This window comes from Pseudoduganella sp. SL102, from assembly GCF_027856995.1.
In the GTDB taxonomy this organism is placed as follows: domain Bacteria; phylum Pseudomonadota; class Gammaproteobacteria; order Burkholderiales; family Burkholderiaceae_D; genus Rugamonas; species Rugamonas albidiflava.
The window spans coordinates 7,090,244-7,104,107 of the sequence record NZ_CP115554.1 but is presented as its reverse complement, the minus strand read 5'-3'; the positions used below and the strand labels follow the sequence as shown (position 1 = coordinate 7,104,107).

The window sequence follows — 13,864 nt, the reverse complement described above, 5'->3', positions numbered from 1 at the left end:
AGGTCAACTGGTCGCCGACCAGTCCCCCGACTTCCCGCCATGCTTCTCCCGCACGCGGATCTCGCCCATCACCATGCCCCGGTCCGCCGCCTTGCACATGTCGTAGATCGTCAGCAGCCCGACCTGCACGGCGGTCAGCGCTTCCATCTCGACGCCCGTTTTCCCGTACGTTTCCACCTGCGCGCGGCAATGCACCGAGGAAGCGGCTTCGTCGGTCTCGAAATCCACGGTCACGCGGGTCAGCGCCAGCGGGTGGCACAGGGGCACCAGGTCGCTGGTGCGCTTGGCTCCCATGATGGCGGCGATGCGGGCAATGCCCAGCACATCACCTTTCTTGGCAGTTCCCGATAGAATGATGGCCAGCGTTTCCGGCTTCATCCGGATCGTGCCGGTGGCGATGGCAATGCGGTGGGTTTCGGCCTTGGCGCCGACATCGACCATGTGGGCCTGGCCGGCGCTGTCGAAATGGGTCAGTTCTGGAGTAGGTTCGGACATGCGGAGAATACTGAGGTTACTGAATGAAAAGGTATCATAGCACCGTGAACGCCATGCGATTTCCCCGCCGCTGCCTGCTGTCCCTCGCTGTATCGCTGGCCGCGTCCGTCGCGTTCCTGGCGGTCACGGCCCCGGCCCGAGCGCAGGCGCCGACCAACGTGCCGAGCCTGCCCAGCCTGGGCGATACGTCGCGCGAGGCGCTGTCGCCTGTCATCGAGCGCAAGCTGGGCGAGGAAATCATGCGCGATATCCGCTTCAACCGCGATTATCTCGACGATCCACCCATCATCGATTACCTGAACAACCTGGGCAATACGCTGGTCACGGCCCGGCCGGGCTCGCGCGGCGAAGCGAACTACGATTACTTCTTCTTTGCCGTGCGCGATCCGATGCTGAACGCGTTCGCGCTGCCGGGCGGTTTCATTGGCGTGCATTCGGCGCTGCTGCTGGCCGCGCAGTCGGAATCGGAACTGGCTTCCGTGCTGTCGCACGAGATCGGGCACGTGGCGCAGCGGCACATCGCCCGCCAGCTGGGCGAGCAGAAAACCGATGCGCTGATCCCGCTCGCGGCGATGGTTTTGGCGGCGCTGGTCGCCAAGGACAGCCCGGATGCGGCGATGGGCGTGATGATGGGCGGGCAGGGCGTGGCGATCCAGCGCCAGCTGAACTTCGGCCGCGAGGCCGAGCGCGAGGCGGACCGGGTAGGCTTCCAGATCATGGGCGCGGCCGGCTATGAAACCTCCGGCATGGTGGCCTTCTTCCAGCGCATGCAGAATGCGACCAAGATGTACGACACGTCGATGCCCTGGCTGATGAGCCACCCGCTGACGACCGAGCGGATCGCCGACATCCAGGCGCGCATCCGCGAGACTCCTTACCGGCAGCGCGTGGATGCGCTGGACTTCTTCCTGGTCCGCTCGCGCGCCCGCGTGTTGCAGGACAAATCGACCAAGGGCTATGCCCAGTCGGAGGAATTCTTCCGCAACCAGATGGCGCAGCAAAGCCGCCACGAGATCGCCGCCGGCCAGTACGGCATGGCTTTCCTGGCCTTGCAGCGTGACGACCACAAGGGCGCGCAAGCCTGGCTCGACAAGGCCCGCGCGACAATCGAGCGGCCGCCTGCGGCCGGTGCGTTCAGCTCGCCGCTGCCGAAGGGGCTGTCGGAAAGCATCCTGGCGTACACGTCGCTGGAGATCAAGGTCGACCAGGAAAAGAATCCCGAGGTGCTGGCCCAGGCCATCGCCGAAGGCCAGGAAGCGCATGCCAGGTATCCGCTGTCCCGCGGCATCGCCTGGCAATATGCCGATGCGCTGATCAAGGGCGGCAAGCCGGAACAGGCCGAGCGCTTCCTGCGTGACCAGATCCAGCAATACCGCAGCGAGCCGGAATTGCAGGACCTGCTGGCGCAGGCGTATTCGAAGATGGGCAAGATCGCGCTGCAGCACATCGCGCTGGCCGAATCGTATGCGCTGCTGGGCGGCACGATGGCCGCGCTCGACCAGCTGCAGCTGGCGCGCAAATCGTCCGATGCGTCGTTCTACGAACAGGCCGTGATCGATGCGCGCGAGCGCGAGTGGCAGGCCCGGCGGCGCGAGGCGATGGGCGAAAAAAGCAAGGACAAGGACTTCGGCGGCGCATCGTTCCGTGTCAGCGCCGGCCCGGTGGCGGGGTCCGGGACAGGAATAGGGACAGGGACGGGCACGGCCAAGGACGATCCGTTCGGCCGCAAGGACCTGAACAAGGCGGACGAGGAATGCGCCGTCAGCCGGCCGGGGTGGGAACTTTCCGGAAGCCGAACCGATCCGCTAGCGCGTCGCGATCCATTTTCCGCAGCGGCACGTCACTGCCGCTGACCTTCAGCGTGGCCGGGGCGGCCAGCGTGCCGCCTTCCAGCCAGGCCAGCAGGGCGTCGTCGCCGAGCGGCTTGCCCGCCATGCCGACGGCGCCCAGCGCCTGGGCCACGTCCCGGTCGTCCAGCTGGGCGACGATGTCTCGCGCCTGCAGGATCAATTCACCCGCCTCCGTGATGAACGCCGCTTCGACGTGTTCCAGCGGCGCGCCGGTATGCAGCACGAAGCCGTTGGCGGGGTCGGTGCGGGCGATGAACGGCGTGGCTTCCAGGTTCACGTAGACGCGCTGCGGGCCATTCTGGAAATACCAGCAACCGCGGTCATCGCGCTGGTAATTCCGGACGATGAAGCCGACCAGCGCCGCATTCGTCAATTTGTCGCCGGGCAGTCCGAGGCGCTGTGCCTGCTCGTCGCGCATGCGCCAGTTGCCGCGCGCATCGAGCGCCAGCCAGCCGTAGCAATGCGGCACGTTGGGCCATCTGGCCATGGCCTGTTTAACGATGTCATCCATGGCTCAAGCCTCGCACAACGGCGCGCTTTGCGGCGCGCCGATGCTGTGGCCGCCCTCCAGGAAGTGGATCATCCGGCGCGGCAGCCACTGCAGCGTGCCCGGCATGCGGCCGGTGGCAAAGCCCACGTGGCCGCCTTCTTCCGGATAATCGAGCACCACGTGGGGCGAGGCCCGGCGCGGCAAGTGGACGCCGGGCAGGAAGGGATCGTTCAGCGCGTTCAGCACGAGGGTGGGCACGGTGATGTCGCCCAGCACGTGCTTGGCGCTGGCGCGGTTCCAGTAATCGTCGGTGTCGCGATAGCCATGCAATGGCGCCGTGACCACGTTGTCGAAGGTGTAGAGGTCGCGCGCGGCCAGCATCGCATCGCGGTCGAACAGGCCGGGGAAATAGGCCAGCTTGGCGGCGCACTTCGGTTTCAGCGTCTGCAGGAACATGCGTTGATAAAGGCGGTTGAAGCCGCGCCCCAGCGCCTCGCCGCCACGCGCCAGGTCGAGCGGCGCGGACACGGCCACCGCCGCTTCGACGAATTCCGCCGCATGCTGCGATTCCCCCAGCCAGCGCAGCAAGGCGTTGCCGCCCAGCGAGACACCGCAGGCGTAGAACTTGCCGGTCGCGCGGCGGTGGAGGCGGCGCAGCACCCAGTCCACTTCGGCGGCGTCGCCGGAATGGTAGAAGCGGGGCGCCAGGTTCGCTTCACCCGAACAGCCGCGGAAGTGGGGGATCGCGCCGGACCAGCCGCGGTCAAGCAATTCCTTGCCCAGCGCGCGGCAATAATGGCTGTCGGACGAGCCCTCCAGGCCATGAAACAGCACGACGAACGGCTGGCCCGGCGCGCCATCGATGAAATCGACGTCGATGAAATCGCCATCCGGCGTATCCCAGCGCTCGCGGCGAAACGGCACCACCGGTTTCGGGATGCACTTGGCCGGGTAGATCGTCTGGAAGTGGCCGTTGGGGAGCCAGAGGGGAGCGGGGTAGTCCATGGCGTGGGAAAAAACGGTGACAGGCTCTCATGCCAAATAAGCTACATTGAAAGCACATGCATTCACCCCAACAGCGAAGGGCTGGGGTCAGACCCGCCGGGTCTGACCCCGGAATTTGCACTTGGGGTGGCCTTATCTAAACAATTTCAGTGACAGGCTCCATTTTTCGGGCAACATTTCCCGAAAAATGGGGTCCGTCCCCATTTTTAGTGCAATACCGGGCTGGGCGGATCGGCGGGCACGGGGCCGGGGGCGGCGGAAACGTGGTGGGCGGCCATGCGCCAGCCCTTCGGCGTTTTCACATAGACGTTGGTGGCCACCAGGTGCTGCGGTTCGCCGGCAGCGGCGGTGGCGCCTTCGACCACGGTGTGCACCGCGCTCATCAGGTTGTGCATTTCATGCAGCTGCGAAGGATGGATTTGCAGGCTGCCCGGTTCCAGCAGCATTTCCCACGAGGCGCGGATCGCGCGGTGGCCGATCAGCCGGGCGCCATGCGGGTGGACGCAGACGATTTCCTCGTCATCGGCCCACAGCGCCATCACGGCATCCACGTCGCCGCGGTTCAGTGCATCGTAGAAGGCCGCTTCGACTTCGGCGGGGCTGCCGTTATGCTGCTTCTTCTTCATGGTGCCTCCGCCCGTTGGATAGGCTGAATGTGGCGAAATCGTTTCGAGACAAGGCGCAAATAGGCGCAAGGCTCAACGCCTTGTGCTCATTTGTAACGCAGTATCGGGACGATTCTCGTCATATTCAATGGTGGCCGACCACCGTGCCCGGCTTCAGGCGGTACGTGGTGCCGCAGTAGGGGCACTTCGCTTCCTGGTTCTTGGCGAAATCCAGGAACACGCGCGGGTGCGAGGACCACAGCGGCATCGCCGGGTTCGGGCAGTATGCCGGCAGGTCCTTACCTTCGAGTTCGACTGGCGTGGTGGCTTGGGTCATCTTGTGGTGCTCCGGGGTTCAAAAAGCACGATTTTAACGGATTCGGGCATGCTGCAAGAATCGCCAGTACAATGTCGCGCGCATTCCGAGTAACTTTCATTTCAATTGCAGCCCGGGCCGCCGGCAAGTTTGCGATGTGTGGCAATCATGCAACACTTGGCAAACCGAGCAAAACAGACTGAGCAATAGCCCGAGCATGAGCGACCAAGACTTTGCCACCCATGACCCCGCCGCCTGGCGCGACGGTTTCCGCACCGGCCTGCCGACGCTGTTCGGCATCGGCGCATGGGGCGTCGTGGTGGGCGTGGCCATGATCAAATCCGGCCTGTCGATCCCGCAGGCGCTGGGCATGACGCTGCTGGTCTTTGCGGGTTCGGCCCAGCTTGCCGCACTGCCGCTGATCGCCGCCAATGCGCCCATCTGGGTGATCTTCGTGACTGCGCTCGTGATCAACCTGCGCTTTGTCATTTTCTCGGTCCTGCTGGCGCCGCACTTCGCCTCGCTGCCGTGGCACAAGCGCCTCGGCCTCGGCTTCGTGTCGGGCGATATCTCGGTGGCCCTGTATCTTCAGCGTTACCCCGATCCGGAACCGGCGCCGGGCAAGGTGTCCTTCCTGAAAGGCTTGCTGTACCCGAATTGCGCGGCATGGCAGATCGGCTCGATCATCGGCATCTTCCTCGGCAATGCGGTGCCCACCGAATGGGGGCTGGGCTTCGCCGGCACGCTGGCCATCGTCTGCATCCTGGTGCCGATGGTGGCCAGCATGCCGGCGCTGTGCGGCGTGCTGGTGGCGGCCGCCGTGTCCGTGCTGGCAGCCGACCTGCCCTACAAGCTGGGGCTGCTGGCCGCGGTGGTGGTGGGGATGGTGACGGCGATGGTGGTCGAGGAAACCGGCGACCGGCGCCGGGCAAAACGGAAAGAAAACGGCGAGGCCAACCATGTCTGACCTGGAAATCTGGATCGTCATCGTGTCGCTGGCGATCGCCACCGCGCTCACGCGCAGCGGCTTCTGGCTGGTGGGCCACAAGGTCACGATCCCCCCGCGCGTGCAGGAGATGCTGCGCTATGCGCCATCGTGCGCGCTGGCGGCCATCATCGCGCCGGACCTGCTGCTCGATGGCGGTGGTACCGTGCAGTTCGACCTGGGCAATGCGCGGCTGATCGCCGGCATCGCCTCGGTGGCGTGGTTCGCCTGGCGCCGCCGCATGCTCGAGACGATCATCGTCGGCATGCTGTTCTTCACGGCCTTGCGCTTGTTGCCGGGCTTGTTGCATTCTTATTCATAAGGCCGGCGGGCGGCGGGCATGCGGTAAAATAGTGTTCTTTCTACCACTTGTCCCTTCCGAACCCATGTCCTTCATTCGTCTCCAGGATCTGATCGCGCAAAACGCGCTGCAAGGCAAGCGGGTGTTCATCCGCGCCGACCTCAACGTGCCGCAGGATGATGCCGGCAATATCACCGAAGATACGCGCATCCGCGCTTCCGTTCCGGCGATCCAGGCCGCCGTCAAGGCTGGCGCGAAGGTCATGGTCACGTCCCACCTGGGCCGCCCGACCGAAGGCGAGTTCAAGCAGGAAGACAGCCTGGCGCCGGTCGCCGCGCGCCTCGCCGAACTGCTCGGCCAGCCGGTCGAACTGAAACAGCAGTGGGTCGACGGCGCCGGCCTGGAGAGCCTGCAGGATGGCCAGGTCGTGCTGCTGGAAAACGTCCGTGTCAACAAGGGCGAAAAGAAAAACGCCGATGAACTGGCGCAGAAGATGGCGAAACTGTGCGACGTCTATGTGAACGACGCGTTCGGCACCGCCCACCGCGCCGAAGCGTCCACGCACGGCATCGCCAAGTTCGCGCCGGTCGCCGCGGCCGGCCCGCTGCTGGCCGCCGAACTCGATGCGCTGGGCAAGGCGCTGGGTGCGCCGGCCCGCCCGCTGCTGGCCATCGTCGCCGGCTCGAAGGTCTCGTCCAAGCTGTCGATCCTGAAATCGCTGGCCGACAAGGTCGACAACCTCGTCGTGGGCGGCGGCATCGCCAACACGTTCATGCTGGCCGCCGGCCTGAAGATCGGCAAGTCGCTGGCCGAGCCGGACCTGGTCGAGGAAGCCAAGTCGATCATCGACATGATGGCCAAGCGCGGCGCGCAGGTGCCGATCCCGGTCGACGTGGTCTGCGCCAAGGAGTTCTCGGCCACCGCCACGGCCACCGTCAAGGATGTCGCGGACGTCGCCGATGACGACATGATCCTCGATATCGGCCCGAAAACCGCGCAGCAGCTGGCCGGCCAGATCGCCGCGGCCGGCACCATCGTGTGGAACGGCCCGGTCGGCGTGTTCGAGTTCGACCAGTTCGGCGAAGGCACGAAAACGCTGGCGCTGGCCATTGCCGACTCGAAGGCCTTCTCGATCGCCGGCGGTGGCGATACACTGGCGGCGATTGCAAAATACGCCATTACCGATAAAATTGGTTATATCTCCACGGGCGGTGGTGCCTTCCTGGAATTCCTCGAAGGCAAGACTCTCCCGGCAGTGGAAATCCTGGCCTCCCGCTCAGCCGAGCGGTCCGGCCAGTAAATGAAGAAGCGCAGCGCACCGTCGCTGCGCTTTTCTCTTTGAACGATCTTTTCTTCGAGGAACCCTCAATGTCCCGTGGCACCAAAATCGTCGCAACCATCGGCCCCGCTTCCACCGACCTGAACGTCCTGATCCGCATGATCCGGGCGGGCGTGGACGTGGTGCGGCTGAATTTCTCGCACGGCAAGGCGCAGGACCACATCGATCGCGCCAACCTCGTGCGGCAGGCGGCGGCGGAGTGCGGACGGGAAGTGGCGATCATGGCCGACATGCAGGGCCCGAAGATCCGCGTCGGCAAATTCGAAGGCGGCAAGATCGACCTGGTCAATGGCGACAAGTTCATCCTCGATGCGAAATGGGGCGAGAACGGCGAACTGGGCAACCAGGAACGCGTGGGCCTCGACTACAAGGCGCTGCCGAACGACCTGCGCGGCAAGGATGTACTGCTGCTGAACGACGGCCTGATCGTGCTGGTGGTCGACAAGATCGTCGGCCATGAAATCTTCACCACGGTGAAGATCGGCGGCGAACTGTCGAACAACAAGGGCATCAACCGCCAGGGCGGCGGCCTGACCGCGCCGGCCCTGACCGCGAAGGACATGGAAGACATCAAGACCGCGATGAGCTTCCAGGCCGACTACCTGGCCATCTCGTTCCCGAAAAGCGCCACCGACATGGCCATGGCGCGCCAGCTGGCCAATATCGCCGGCGAGCCGTACGGCCACAAGCCGCAGATGATCGCCAAGATCGAGCGCGCGGAAGCGATTCCGGCGCTGCAGGAAATCCTCAACGCCTCCGACGGCATCATGGTCGCCCGTGGCGACCTGGCCGTGGAAGTGGGCAATGCCGCCGTGCCCGCGCTGCAGAAGCGCATGATCCGCATGGCGCGCGAATCGAACAAGTTCGCCATCACCGCCACGCAGATGATGGAATCGATGATCTTCAACGCCGTGCCGACCCGCGCCGAAGTGTCCGACGTGGCCAATGCCGTGCTGGATGGCACCGATGCCGTGATGACGTCCGCTGAAACGGCGTCCGGCCGCTACCCGATCGAAACCGTGGAAATGATGGCGGCCGTGTGCGTGGATGCCGAGCAGTCCGAGTACAACAAGCTCGATGCCGATTTCCTCAACGCGCGCTTCACCCGCATCGACCAGTCGATCGCCTACGGCGCGCTGTTTACCGCGCACCACCTGCACGTGAAGGCGATCGTGGCGCTGACCGAGTCGGGCTCCACGCCGCTGTGGATGAGCCGCCACAACATCGATACGCCGATCTTCGCCCTGACGCCGAGCGTGCTCACGCAGCGCAAGGTATCGATCTACCGCAACGTGCGCGCGCACTACCTGCTGCAGCAGGGCACCAGCCGCGAAGTGCTGAAACAGGCCGAAGACCTGCTGGTCGAATACGGTATCGCCAAGAAGGGCGACATGATCGTCGTCACCTGGGGCGAGCCGATGGGCCAGGTGGGTGGCACCAACGCCCTCAAGATCGTCAAGGTGGGCGAGTTTTCATAGGATTCAGGCCGGCGCGCCGGGGCCAGGGGAGCCCGCGCGCGGCCGCAAAGGTTTTTATTTGATTGGAGTACTACCATGTCCCTCGTATCCATGCGTCAACTGCTGGACCATGCCGCTGAAAATGGCTATGGCTTGCCGGCATTCAACGTCAACAACCTGGAGCAGGTGCAGGCCATCATGGCCGCCGCCGATGCCGTCAACAGCCCGGTGATCATGCAGGCGTCGGCCGGCGCCCGCAAATATGCCGGCGAAGCCTTCCTGCGCCACCTGATCGACGCGGCGATCGAAGCCTATCCGCACATCCCGGTGGTGATGCACCAGGACCACGGCCAGTCGCCGGCGGTGTGCATGGCCGCGATCCGTTCCGGCTTCTCGTCCGTGATGATGGACGGTTCGCTGGAAGCCGACGGCAAGTCGGTGGCGTCGTACGACTACAACGTGGAAGTGTCGCGTGAAGTCGTCAAGTTCGCGCACTCGATCGGCGTAACCGTCGAAGCGGAGCTGGGCGTGCTGGGCTCGCTCGAAACGATGAAGGGCGACAAGGAAGACGGCCACGGCGCGGATGGCACGATGACCCGCGAACAGCTGCTGACCGACGTAGCCCAGGCCGCCGACTTCGTCGAGCGCACCCAGTGCGACGCGCTGGCCATCGCCATCGGCACCTCGCACGGCGCCTACAAGTTCACCCGCAAGCCTACCGGCGACATCCTCGCGATCGACCGCATCAAGGAAATCCACGCGCGTATTCCGAATACGCACCTGGTGATGCACGGTTCCTCGTCGGTGCCGCAGGAACTGCTGGCGATCATCCGCGAATTCGGCGGCGACATGAAGGAAACCTACGGCGTGCCCGTCGAGGAAATCCAGGAAGGCATCCGCCACGGTGTTCGCAAGATCAACATCGACACGGACATCCGCCTGGCGATGACGGCGGCGATCCGCAAGTTCATGTTCCAGAACCCGTCCAAGTTCGATCCACGCGACTACCTGAAGCCGGCGCGCCTGGCCGCGGAAGAAGTCGTGAAGGCCCGTTTCCTGTCGTTCGGCTGCGAAGGCCGCGCGTCGCAAATCAAGCCAATTCCCCTGGAAAAGATGGCGGAACGCTACAAGGCCGGTGAACTGGCGCAAATTGTGAAGTAAAATCCTGTCCTTCGAGTCATTCGACTCGAAGACTCTCGATCGGCGGGCGGGAGATTTCTCCTCCCCGCCGGTTTCGCTTTATAGCTTATTGATTGCCGATCGCTTGGCAATTATTCAAGATCGCCCCTATGAAAAGCCTTTACCAGACCTCCATTTCTTCCCTGCCATTGCTCGGCCACGGCAAGGTCCGCGATAACTATGCCGTTGGCGACGACAAGATCCTGATCGTCACCACCGACCGCCTGTCCGCCTTCGACGTCGTGATGAACGAGCCGATCCCGGGCAAGGGCATGGTATTGAACCAGATGAGCGATTTCTGGTTCGAGAAACTCGGCCACATCGTGCCGAACCACCTGACCGGCGTGGCGCCGGAATCGGTCGTGGCGCCGGAAGAAGTGGAACAGGTGAAGGGCCGTGCCGTGGTGGCCAAGCGCCTCAAGCCGATCCTGGTGGAAGCCGTGGTGCGCGGCTACATCATCGGTTCGGGCTGGAAGGATTATCAGGCCACCGGCAGCGTGTGCGGTATCGAACTGCCGGCCGGCCTGCGCCAGGCCGACAAGCTGGCCGAGCCGCTCTTCACGCCGGCCGCCAAGGCCGACCTGGGCGAGCATGACGAGAACATCAGCTTTGCCGAGATGGAACAGCGCATCGGCGCCGAACTGGCCGCGAAAATGCGCGACATCTCCATCGAACTGTACAAAACGGCTGCCGATTACGCGGCAACGCGCGGCATCATCATCGCCGACACCAAGTTCGAATTCGGCCTGGACGACAACGGCGTGCTGCACCTGATGGATGAAGTGCTGACGGCCGATTCGTCGCGCTTCTGGCCGGCCGATTCGTATGCGCCGGGCATGTCGCCGCCGTCGTACGACAAGCAGTTCGTGCGCGATTACCTGGAAACGCTGACCGAGTGGAAGAAAACGCCGCCGGCGCCGGCGCTGCCGGCCGAGGTCATCGAGAAGACGCAAGCCAAGTACTTCGAAGCCATCGAACGCCTGACGGGCGAGAAGCTGAAGGTCGCGTGATGGCTGCCGACCAGAATCAACAGCCGAACGCCAAGCCGCTGGTCGGCGTCATCATGGGCTCGTCCTCGGACTGGGACGTGATGCAGCATGCCGTGTCGATGCTGAAACAGTTCAACATTCCGTTCGAGGCGCAGGTGATTTCCGCGCACCGCATGCCGGACGAAATGTTCACCTATGCCGAAACGGCCCGTTCGCGCGGCCTGCGCGCGATCATCGCCGGTGCCGGCGGCGCCGCGCACCTGCCGGGCATGGTGGCGGCCAAGACCGTGGTGCCGGTGCTGGGCGTGCCCGTGCCGTCGAAATACCTGCGCGGCGAGGATTCGCTGCTGTCGATCGTGCAGATGCCGAAAGGCGTGCCCGTGTCGACGTTTGCCATCGGCGAGGCGGGTGCCGCCAATGCCGCCCTGACCGCCATCGCCATCATCGCCACCACCGACGATGCCCTGGCCGCCCAGCTGGAAGCGTTCCGCACCCAGCAGACGGCTGCCGCGAAAGCCATGATCCTGCCAGTCAATGAGTAATATGAAGTCTTTCTTGCCCACCGCATCCCCGGCCGCCTGGCTGGGCGTGATGGGCGGCGGCCAGCTCGGCCGCATGTTTGCGCAAGCTGCCCAGAGCATGGGCTACCAGGTGGCCGTGCTGGAACCGTCCGACGACTGTCCGGCCGGGCAAGTTGCCCAGCGGCTGGTCAATGCTGCCTATGAGGATGCCGCCGGCCTCGATGCGCTGGCCGCGCAATGCGTGGCCGTCACCACCGAGTTCGAGAACGTGCCGGCGGACAGCCTGTCGCGCCTGGCGCAAGCCGTGTTCGTGGCACCCAACGCCCATGGCGTGTCCGTCGCGCAGGACCGTATTGCCGAGAAATCGTTCTTCGTGGCGTGCGCGCCGAAATCGGGCGTGATGCCGGCGCCGCACAAGGTCATCGCGTCGTTCGAGGATATCGACGCGATCGACGACAACCTGCTGCCCGGCATCCTGAAGACCGTGCGCATGGGCTACGACGGCAAGGGCCAGGTGCGCGTGAAGAGCCGTGACGAAGTGCGTGCCGCGTTCGAAGGCATGGGCGAAGTCACCTGCCTGCTCGAGAAGATGCTGCCGCTGGCGTATGAAGTCTCCGTGCTGACGGCGCGCGGTGCCGATGGCGAATCGGTGGTCTACCCGATCGCCGAGAACGTGCACCGCGACGGCATCCTGTTCACGACGACGGTGCCGGGGCCGAATGTATCCGCCGATAGCGCTCGCAAGGCGCAGGACGCGGCGCGCGCCATCGTGGCCGAACTGGGCTACGTGGGCGTGCTGTGCATCGAGTTCTTCGTGCTCACCGATGGCACGCTGGTGGTCAACGAGATGGCGCCACGGCCGCACAACAGCGGGCACTACACGATCGACGCCTGCGTGACGAGCCAGTTCGCCCAGCAGGTGCGGGCGATGGCGAAATTGCCGCTGGGCGACGTGCGCCAGCATTCGCCGGCCGTGATGCTGAACATCCTGGGCGACGTGTGGTTCGACGGCGAAAGCGAAAGCGAACCGGCGTGGGACAAGGTCGTCGCGCTGCCCGGCGCCTGCCTGCACCTGTACGGCAAGGACGATCCCCGCCCGGGCCGCAAGATGGGCCATGTCACCTTCGTTGCGCCCACGCTGGCGGAAGCACAGCGGCAACTGGACGCCGCCTGCCGCATCCTGGGTATCGCACCGTGACGGAACAGGCGATCCTCGACGCCGCCGCGCGCCTGGAAGCGGGCGCTCTGGTGGCATTTCCCACCGAGACCGTGTACGGCCTCGGTGCGGATGCGGAAAACCCGGCCGCGGTGGCCGCCATCTACGCGGCCAAGGGCCGGCCGCAGGATCACCCGGTGATCGTGCACGTGGCGCCGGGCGCCGACCTCGATTACTGGGCGGCCGACGTGCCGGACGAAGCCCGCAAGCTGGCCCGGGCTTTCTGGCCGGGACCGCTGACGATGATCGTCAAGCGCCATGCGCACATCCCCGATGCCGTCTCCGGCGGGCAGGACACGGTGGGCATCCGCTGCCCGTCGCACCCGGTGGCGATGGCGCTGCTGGCCGCGTTCAAGGGCGGCAAGGGCGGTGTCGCCGCGCCGTCGGCCAACAAGTTCGGCAATGTCAGCCCGACCACCGCGCAGCATGTGCGGGACGAGTTCAATGAGGAATTCGGCGCCGGTGCGATGACGGTGCTCGATGGCGGTGCCAGCCAGGTCGGCATCGAATCGACGATCGTCGACCTGTCGCGGCTGGCCACGCATGGCCCGGTGCTGCTGCGCCCCGGCCATATCGGCGCCGCCGAGATCGCCGCCGTGATCGGCGCCATGCCGGCCGCGCCGGATGCCGCCGCGCCGCGCGCCTCGGGCACGCTGGAATCGCATTACGCGCCGAAGGCCCCGGTGGCGCTGGCCGATACCGCGCGGCTGCCCAGCCTGCTGACGACGCTGGCCGGCCGTGGCCGCCATGTCGCCGTGATCCGCTATTCGCCGATGCTGGTGCAGGCCAGTGCGCAGGAGTTGCTGCCGAACGAGCCCGCCGGTTATGCCTTCGGCCTGTACGCGGCGCTGCGCACGATGGACCGCGCCGATGTCGAACTGATCCTCGTCGAAACCCCGCCGCAGCACGATGCGTGGCTCGGCATCAACGACCGCCTGCGGCGCGCCGCCTTCGGCTCGGCCGGCATCATCGACCGTTTCCTGACGGCGGAGTGACCACCCCGGCAGTGTTGTTTTTGCCAAATTACCCTTGTGCTACCAGGACCGGGGCTGGCATATTAGCTGGATTGTGAATAGTACATACGTGCTATTAAAAAGATAACGCTTCAGATAACAA

General features: G+C 65.0%; 15 protein-coding genes. 10 read left to right on the top strand and 5 right to left on the bottom strand.

Annotated elements, in window-relative coordinates; translation table 11 throughout:
• Nucleotides 1–3: 3 nt before the first annotated feature.
• Nucleotides 4–495: a cyclic pyranopterin monophosphate synthase MoaC gene (gene moaC, locus OU994_RS30170; protein ID WP_131143736.1), complete on the bottom strand. Its 492-nt coding sequence runs from the start codon at nucleotides 493–495 to the stop codon at nucleotides 4–6.
• 53 nt (nucleotides 496–548) lie between these two features.
• Here moaC and OU994_RS30165 point away from each other — a divergent pair, with 53 nt between their 5' ends.
• Nucleotides 549–2,348 (top strand): M48 family metalloprotease, encoded by a 1,800-nt coding sequence (locus OU994_RS30165; RefSeq protein ID WP_281608899.1) that lies wholly within the window; start codon nucleotides 549–551, stop codon nucleotides 2,346–2,348.
• Here the strand turns inward: OU994_RS30165 and OU994_RS30160 are convergent.
• The 4 genes from OU994_RS30160 to OU994_RS30145 form a co-directional block, all read right to left on the bottom strand.
• Nucleotides 2,257–2,856, bottom strand: a complete 600-nt coding sequence (locus OU994_RS30160) for a DUF2946 family protein (RefSeq protein ID WP_281608898.1) — start codon at nucleotides 2,854–2,856, stop codon at nucleotides 2,257–2,259. The genes OU994_RS30165 and OU994_RS30160 overlap by 92 nt on opposite strands.
• Nucleotides 2,857–2,859: 3 nt before the next feature.
• Nucleotides 2,860–3,840 carry a YheT family hydrolase gene (locus OU994_RS30155; RefSeq protein ID WP_281608897.1) on the bottom strand — a complete coding sequence of 327 codons (981 nt, stop codon included), beginning with the start codon at nucleotides 3,838–3,840 and terminating at the stop codon, nucleotides 2,860–2,862.
• Between the two features lie 206 nt (nucleotides 3,841–4,046).
• Nucleotides 4,047–4,466 (bottom strand): nuclear transport factor 2 family protein, encoded by a 420-nt coding sequence (locus OU994_RS30150; protein ID WP_281608896.1) that lies wholly within the window; start codon nucleotides 4,464–4,466, stop codon nucleotides 4,047–4,049.
• Between the two features lie 124 nt (nucleotides 4,467–4,590).
• A complete protein-coding gene (locus OU994_RS30145) occupies nucleotides 4,591–4,782 on the bottom strand; it encodes a zinc-finger domain-containing protein (protein ID WP_130187406.1) in 192 nt (63 codons plus the stop codon).
• A gap of 196 nt (nucleotides 4,783–4,978) precedes the next feature.
• Here OU994_RS30145 and OU994_RS30140 point away from each other — a divergent pair, with 196 nt between their 5' ends.
• The 9 genes from OU994_RS30140 (at nucleotide 4,979) to OU994_RS30100 (ending at nucleotide 13,743) form a co-directional block, all read left to right on the top strand.
• Nucleotides 4,979–5,728, top strand: a complete 750-nt coding sequence (locus OU994_RS30140; protein ID WP_131143741.1) for an AzlC family ABC transporter permease — start codon at nucleotides 4,979–4,981, stop codon at nucleotides 5,726–5,728.
• Complete coding sequence (locus OU994_RS30135) at nucleotides 5,721–6,068, top strand: AzlD domain-containing protein (protein ID WP_131143742.1); 348 nt, start codon at nucleotides 5,721–5,723, stop codon at nucleotides 6,066–6,068. The genes OU994_RS30140 and OU994_RS30135 overlap by 8 nt, the downstream gene beginning before the upstream one ends.
• Nucleotides 6,069–6,132: 64 nt before the next feature.
• Nucleotides 6,133–7,347 carry a phosphoglycerate kinase gene (locus tag OU994_RS30130; protein ID WP_131143743.1) on the top strand — a complete coding sequence of 405 codons (1,215 nt, stop codon included), beginning with the start codon at nucleotides 6,133–6,135 and terminating at the stop codon, nucleotides 7,345–7,347.
• 68 nt (nucleotides 7,348–7,415) lie between these two features.
• Nucleotides 7,416–8,864 (top strand): pyruvate kinase, encoded by a 1,449-nt coding sequence (gene pyk / locus OU994_RS30125; protein WP_281608895.1) that lies wholly within the window; start codon nucleotides 7,416–7,418, stop codon nucleotides 8,862–8,864.
• A 75-nt stretch (nucleotides 8,865–8,939) separates the two neighbouring features.
• Nucleotides 8,940–10,004 carry a class II fructose-bisphosphate aldolase gene (gene fba / locus OU994_RS30120; RefSeq protein ID WP_281608894.1) on the top strand — a complete coding sequence of 355 codons (1,065 nt, stop codon included), beginning with the start codon at nucleotides 8,940–8,942 and terminating at the stop codon, nucleotides 10,002–10,004.
• A 128-nt stretch (nucleotides 10,005–10,132) separates the two neighbouring features.
• Nucleotides 10,133–11,032, top strand: a complete 900-nt coding sequence (locus OU994_RS30115) for a phosphoribosylaminoimidazolesuccinocarboxamide synthase (protein WP_131143746.1) — start codon at nucleotides 10,133–10,135, stop codon at nucleotides 11,030–11,032.
• A complete protein-coding gene (purE, locus tag OU994_RS30110; protein WP_281611757.1) occupies nucleotides 11,032–11,553 on the top strand; it encodes a 5-(carboxyamino)imidazole ribonucleotide mutase in 522 nt (173 codons plus the stop codon). Before OU994_RS30115 ends, purE begins: the two co-directional genes overlap by 1 nt.
• Nucleotide 11,554: 1 nt before the next feature.
• A complete protein-coding gene (locus OU994_RS30105; RefSeq protein WP_281608893.1) occupies nucleotides 11,555–12,730 on the top strand; it encodes a 5-(carboxyamino)imidazole ribonucleotide synthase in 1,176 nt (391 codons plus the stop codon).
• Entirely contained in the window at nucleotides 12,727–13,743 is a 1,017-nt protein-coding gene (locus OU994_RS30100; RefSeq protein WP_281608892.1) for an L-threonylcarbamoyladenylate synthase, read from the top strand. Before OU994_RS30105 ends, OU994_RS30100 begins: the two co-directional genes overlap by 4 nt.
• Nucleotides 13,744–13,864: the final 121 nt, after the last annotated feature.

Excerpts from the sequence above, each read along its gene's own strand:
- moaC (WP_131143736.1), bottom strand. The coding sequence starts at position 495 with ATGTCCGAACCTACTCCAGAACTGACCCATTTCGACAGCGCCGGCCAG.
- OU994_RS30165 (WP_281608899.1), top strand. The coding sequence starts at position 549 with ATGCGATTTCCCCGCCGCTGCCTGCTGTCCCTCGCTGTATCGCTGGCC.
- OU994_RS30160 (WP_281608898.1), bottom strand. The coding sequence starts at position 2,856 with ATGGATGACATCGTTAAACAGGCCATGGCCAGATGGCCCAACGTGCCG.
- OU994_RS30155 (WP_281608897.1), bottom strand. The coding sequence starts at position 3,840 with ATGGACTACCCCGCTCCCCTCTGGCTCCCCAACGGCCACTTCCAGACG.
- OU994_RS30150 (WP_281608896.1), bottom strand. The coding sequence starts at position 4,466 with ATGAAGAAGAAGCAGCATAACGGCAGCCCCGCCGAAGTCGAAGCGGCC.
- OU994_RS30145 (WP_130187406.1), bottom strand. The coding sequence starts at position 4,782 with ATGACCCAAGCCACCACGCCAGTCGAACTCGAAGGTAAGGACCTGCCG.
- OU994_RS30140 (WP_131143741.1), top strand. The coding sequence starts at position 4,979 with ATGAGCGACCAAGACTTTGCCACCCATGACCCCGCCGCCTGGCGCGAC.
- OU994_RS30135 (WP_131143742.1), top strand. The coding sequence starts at position 5,721 with ATGTCTGACCTGGAAATCTGGATCGTCATCGTGTCGCTGGCGATCGCC.
- OU994_RS30130 (WP_131143743.1), top strand. The coding sequence starts at position 6,133 with ATGTCCTTCATTCGTCTCCAGGATCTGATCGCGCAAAACGCGCTGCAA.
- pyk (WP_281608895.1), top strand. The coding sequence starts at position 7,416 with ATGTCCCGTGGCACCAAAATCGTCGCAACCATCGGCCCCGCTTCCACC.
- fba (WP_281608894.1), top strand. The coding sequence starts at position 8,940 with ATGTCCCTCGTATCCATGCGTCAACTGCTGGACCATGCCGCTGAAAAT.
- OU994_RS30115 (WP_131143746.1), top strand. The coding sequence starts at position 10,133 with ATGAAAAGCCTTTACCAGACCTCCATTTCTTCCCTGCCATTGCTCGGC.
- purE (WP_281611757.1), top strand. The coding sequence starts at position 11,032 with ATGGCTGCCGACCAGAATCAACAGCCGAACGCCAAGCCGCTGGTCGGC.
- OU994_RS30105 (WP_281608893.1), top strand. The coding sequence starts at position 11,555 with ATGAAGTCTTTCTTGCCCACCGCATCCCCGGCCGCCTGGCTGGGCGTG.